Source organism: Candidatus Cloacimonadota bacterium, assembly GCA_011372345.1.
GTDB lineage: Bacteria > Cloacimonadota > Cloacimonadia > Cloacimonadales > TCS61 > DRTC01.
The window spans coordinates 1-5,287 of the sequence record DRTC01000356.1; the positions used below are offsets into that span (position 1 = coordinate 1).

A 5,287-nucleotide genomic window follows, 5' to 3' on the forward strand; every position below is an offset into this window, starting at 1 on the left:
GATTATTCTGTAGATAAAAATATTACACAACAGGGATTTTGTTCTATATTGCATTCCCAATCGGGGATTGGGAATGATAATATATTTTGTATATCAATTAATAATTGTTACCAATCCCCTGATTGGTAACTTCTTCAAACCCGATTATTCTGTAGATAAAATATTACACAACAGGGGTTTTGTTCTATATTGCATTCCCAATCGGGGATTGGGAATGATAATAATTTATTGTAAACTTGCCAAATTTTTAAAATTTGGCAAGTTTTCATTGTTCATTCATCAACTTTCTTATACTTTTTAGCAATCGCTCCCAAAGCAATCCCAATCGCGATTCCCAATCCGATATTATCGATAACGATCCCGATCACAACTCCGATAGCAATTCCTGCTCCAATATATTGGTTTTTCTTTTTTGGAGATGAACCTGGTATTCTTACAGAATGTTTTCTCTCCAAATGCTGATAAATTTTATCAATTACTTTGAAATAATTCCTTTTAACTTCAGCAGGAACTTTTGCTTCTGTCATTCTTTTTGTGAAATATCCGACATCATCGACAATTCCCAAAATTTCCGGTTGGAAGGAAATACAATCAACGCAATACTCCGAATTTTCTGCAACTTTTTCCGATAATTCCAGAAGTCGATCTAACTTGTATTTTTTGATCTCATTTTCAGTGAAATTTGATTTATGCTTATTTATCTGGAAAGTAACTTCTTCCAGCCATTCTTTGTGTGATGACATCTCAATCCCCCAATTTCCTAATTAGTGCTTGAACGAAAACCACCGGAATTACTGAAAACTTGAATTAAGTTTGCTTTAGCTGGCTTGATTTAAGTTTTCTAATCCGTTGATGCCAGTCAACTTAACTCAAGACTTCGTCTTAAGTCAAGTTTCCTTTTTGCGAGAAAATCGAATTTTCGTTCAGATACTAATTATCTATTTCATATTATCAAATCATTCTTCCTCATCTTCTGAATTCCAAAAACAAAAACATACAAAATAAGTCCAACAAAATACATATAATATCGCAAACCAGAGTCGAGATGAAATGTTTTTGTCAGGCTCGAAGGATAGAACAAAATTAAAGAGGAAGACAGAAAAATGGGAATTTCGTACCATTTATTTTTTTTGATGAACCAGCCTTGAACTGCATTTGTAAACGCAAAAGCTCCGATAACTGCCATTCCAAAAATTAAAAATATCTGGAAAATGTTTGTAATATTATAAAGAACAAGTTCAGGATTAAATACGAACATAAAAGGAATGACAGCAGTTCGCAGGTCATAAATAAAACCCTGAATTCCGGTTTTGATGGGATCGGATTTTGCAATAGCAGCAGCAGTATAAGCAGCTAAACCAACTGGTGGAGTATCATCCGCCAGTATTCCAAAATAGAAACAGAAAAGATGAGCCGAGATTGCCGGAATCGGATTGATAGAATGGATCGCACTTAACTTGATGATCACCGGAACTGTGATGGATGCCATAACAATGTATGTTGCAGTTGTCGGAAGTCCCATTCCGAGAATAAGACTGGCAATCGCAGTGATGATCAGAAGCAGGAAAATGTTCCCGCCGGAAATCACCTCTACGATCTGTACGATCATACTGCCAATTCCCATGGTAACAATTCCCACAACAATTCCAGCAGTTGCAGTTGCGAGAGCTACGGAAAGCATATTCTTTGAACCTGCTTGCATTCCGTTCAATAAGATTTTGAGGGAATTTAGAAATGCCTGTAATATATTTCTTTTCTTTTGAAAGGCATTAATGATTTCTTTCAAGATTACAATTATGATCAAAGAAATGATAGCATTAAAAGCAGCAAGTTTGGGAGTGTGTCGAGCAATTAATAATTCATAAATCAGAATTAAAAGTGGAATCAGGTAATGAAATCCTTTTTTCAGAACATCGAAAAATCGGGGTATATCCGGTTTTGGAAGTCCTGTCATTCCAAGTTTTGAAGCTTCTAAATGTGTAATATAAAACAAGGCAAAATAAGAAACAATTGCCGGGACTGCTGCTGCTTTTACAACTTCCAGATATGAAATTCCCAAATATTCCGCAATAATAAAAGCCGCTGCTCCCATTATCGGTGGCATTAATTGTCCATTCGTACTGGCAGCAACTTCTGTCGCTGCTGCGATCTTGCCCGGATATCCGACCTTCTTCATCAAAGGAATGGTAAAAGTTCCGGTGGTAACGACATTTGCAATGCTCGATCCGGAAACCAAACCTGTTAAACCGCTGGAAACAACTGCTGCTTTGGCAGGACCGCCTTTGTATTTTCCCAGGAGCGAAATTGCCAGATCATTAAAGAAATGTCCTGCTCCAACCTTTTCCAGCATGGATCCCAGCAGGACAAAGAGGAAAACAGTATTTGCCGAAACATCGAGCGGAATTCCGTAAATTCCTTCCATCGAGAGAGCAATCTGGCTGATATATTTAGTGAGGGAAACTCCTTTGAAAGCAAAGATGGAAGGCATGTAAGGTCCGAGAAAAGCATAGATCGTGAATAAAATTGCGATGATCGAAAGTGCAGGACCGATAATCCTGCGAGCTGCTTCCAGAACTAAAAGGATCAAAATAACGCTGATAAAAATATCCCTTAAAATTGGCCTACCAGCACGCATGGAAATTCCAGTCCAATCCAAAATAATATATAAAACAGCAAGAACACCGATAATTCCTAACAACCAGTCATATAAAGGGATATTTTCTTTTTTGTATTCGATTTCTCCTTTTTGTTTGAAGATCGGGACGGAAAGGAAAACCAAACTTACAGCAAAACCCAGATGAATTGCCCTGACTATAAGACTATCCAAAATGATGAATTTCGGTAAAGCAAGCTGGAACAATGCCCAGAGAACTGCCAGCAAATGTATTATTTTTTTATTGATTGAATTCATTGATGAAAGTTTTCACATTTTATAAAAATGTGTTACATACCTCTTTCCTGAAAATATTTCAAAGCTCCTTCATGAAGCGGAGCGGAAAGACCTTTCAGCATATTCTCTTTCGTTAGAACTTTATATGCTGGATGCAGTTTCTTAAATTCCTCCAGATTTTCAAAAACCTCTTTAGTAATGGCGTAAACTATCTGTTCGTTGACATTTTGAGAAGTAATAAAAGTTGCTTTCACTCCGATCGTGTTAATGTTTTCAGCGTTCAGAGAATTTGGATAAAATTCTTTAGGAATCACTGATTTTGCATAATAGGGATATTCTTCCAGCATTTTATCGATTTCAGGTCCGGTTATCGGAATTATCCTAACTTTTATGCGACCGGAAGTCGCTTCTTTTATATTCCCATTGGGATGACCGACCGTGTAGAAAAAAGCGTCGATCCTTTCATCCTGCAGAAGTCCAGGAGCTTCCACTGCTTTCACGAATTCAGCATTAAAATCTTTTTCATCAAGTCCTAACGCTTTCAAAACATCTCGTGAATTTTGCAGCTGACCGGAACCAGGATTTCCAAGATTTATTCTTTTTCCTTTCAAATCCGACAAACTGTTGATTCCGCTCTTTTCGGAAGCAATTAAAGTGATCGATTCCGGATGGATGGAAAAAACAGCTCTCAAATCTGTCTGCTTTCCTTTATCAGACCATTCAGCTAATCCGTTGTATGCTTGATATTGCCGATCCGATTGAGCAATACCGAAATCCAGGTCTCCACTCAATACAGCATTGATATTGTAAACAGATCCTCCAGTTGATTCGACTGTTGCTTTGATCTGGTATTCTTCGAATTTCTGGTTGATCATCCTGCTGATCGCTCCTCCAGTTGGATAATAGACTCCGGTTACACCACCAGTTCCGATAGTTACAAATTTGGTTTGTTGCCTGGAACAATTTACTGATAATAAACTGGTTAAGATCAATAAAATGATAATTTTTGTTTTCATATATTTTCTCCTTTTTACATCATCCCCAGCCTTTCTCCTGTGAGGGGAAGGGAGAAATTTGGGAACATGTAAATTTACTTAATCTTATTAAAATCTGCTGTCATTTCTCTTTTCTAAAGTTTGAGTTAGAGTGAGTTTTTCAGATTTTTTCAAACCTTTAAAAACAAGTTCATAAGAATCGTCGATCATTCCTAATATTATCTCATCAGGGATCGAACCGTCGATGATGACAGTGTTCCAATGCTTTTTATGCATATGATAACCGGGAATTATAGATTTGAATTTTTCTCTCAAACCAATTGCAGTGACTGGATCGCATTTCAGGTTAATCCGCAATGGTTTTTCACTTCCGAACAAGACGAACATTTTATTGCAGACTTTCATCACTAATGTTTCATCATCAAAGGGAAAATCTTCTGTAACACCTGACTTCTGCAGGCTGTATTTCTGATAAAATCTGAATTGAGCATAAATCTGCTCCTCCCAACTTCGAGTAAAAAAAATTTCATGAAATTCCAATTAAAGAATTTCGTTATTTTTTTCGACTCAACTCCATCATTAATAATTCGTTATGAAGCCGAGTCTCGACGACAACTTCCGCAAAGTTGAAATCAAAATGGATTGCATTTTAGTCAAGTATCAAATCCTGAAAAATAAATAAAATTAAAGTTGACATATAAATCCAATTAATATATTTTATCTTTGATGATTAAAGAAAAAATTTACTTAGCGAACATTAGAAAAAAGAAAATATACCAGCTATTCCATCGTCTCGATGGGAAAATTAAGGAGGATTTATGAAAGGACAAATTTCTTTTAGTACATTAGGAAACGAATTTATTCACGAGATCAGGGAAAAGATCAATAATTCCGAAAACAAGGTCGATCTGACCAACCATTTTTCTTATACAGTTATGAATTTTCTTAATAAAGTTTTTGAAAGTGAGAATTTTGAGGTTGATTCTGATGATATTATCTTTGATCCGCAAGAGAAAAATAATTTCAAGGTTAGCAGCAACCTGATGGATGTTGCGATCTTTAAAGATACATGGAAGAAATCAGACCTGCCTAATGTGATTAAGAAATTTGCTGATTCCACTTATCATCGCTATCTTCATCTGGAAAAACATCCTGAAAAAACACAAAAGAAGATCAGGAAACATTGATCCAATACAAAATCGGATAAGACCTTTTACGGAGAATTCTGTAAAAGGTTTTTTTTAATATAAAACAAGATACTCGAATTTACTATGTCAATCCGATCCGACAACTGCTGGATTTCTTTTCTCAAGAAATATCAGCAACTATGATCGTTCTTTTTTATGCTGTAGATTCTTCGTAAGAGAAGCAGGAAGAATCTTTCATAATGACAATCATATAC

Annotated in this window: 5 protein-coding genes; 1 reads left to right on the top strand and 4 read right to left on the bottom strand. The window is 36.0% G+C overall.

Annotation, left to right across the window (positions count from 1 at the left end):
• Positions 1 to 272: 272 nt before the first annotated feature.
• The 4 genes from ENL20_06870 to ENL20_06885 form a co-directional block, all read right to left on the bottom strand.
• A complete protein-coding gene (locus tag ENL20_06870) occupies positions 273 to 743 on the bottom strand; it encodes a glycine zipper family protein (protein ID HHE38278.1) in 471 nt (156 codons plus the stop codon).
• Between the two features lie 200 nt (positions 744 to 943).
• A complete protein-coding gene (locus ENL20_06875; GenBank protein HHE38279.1) occupies positions 944 to 2,911 on the bottom strand; it encodes a TRAP transporter permease in 1,968 nt (655 codons plus the stop codon).
• Between the two features lie 32 nt (positions 2,912 to 2,943).
• On the bottom strand, positions 2,944 to 3,906 hold the full coding sequence (locus ENL20_06880) for a TAXI family TRAP transporter solute-binding subunit (GenBank protein ID HHE38280.1): 963 nt from the start codon (positions 3,904 to 3,906) through the stop codon (positions 2,944 to 2,946).
• Positions 3,907 to 3,993: 87 nt separating this feature from the next.
• Complete coding sequence (locus ENL20_06885) at positions 3,994 to 4,380, bottom strand: MmcQ/YjbR family DNA-binding protein (protein ID HHE38281.1); 387 nt, start codon at positions 4,378 to 4,380, stop codon at positions 3,994 to 3,996.
• Between the two features lie 323 nt (positions 4,381 to 4,703).
• Between ENL20_06885 and ENL20_06890 the strand changes: the two genes are divergently transcribed.
• Positions 4,704 to 5,072 (top strand): hypothetical protein, encoded by a 369-nt coding sequence (locus ENL20_06890; protein ID HHE38282.1) that lies wholly within the window; start codon positions 4,704 to 4,706, stop codon positions 5,070 to 5,072.
• Positions 5,073 to 5,287: the final 215 nt, after the last annotated feature.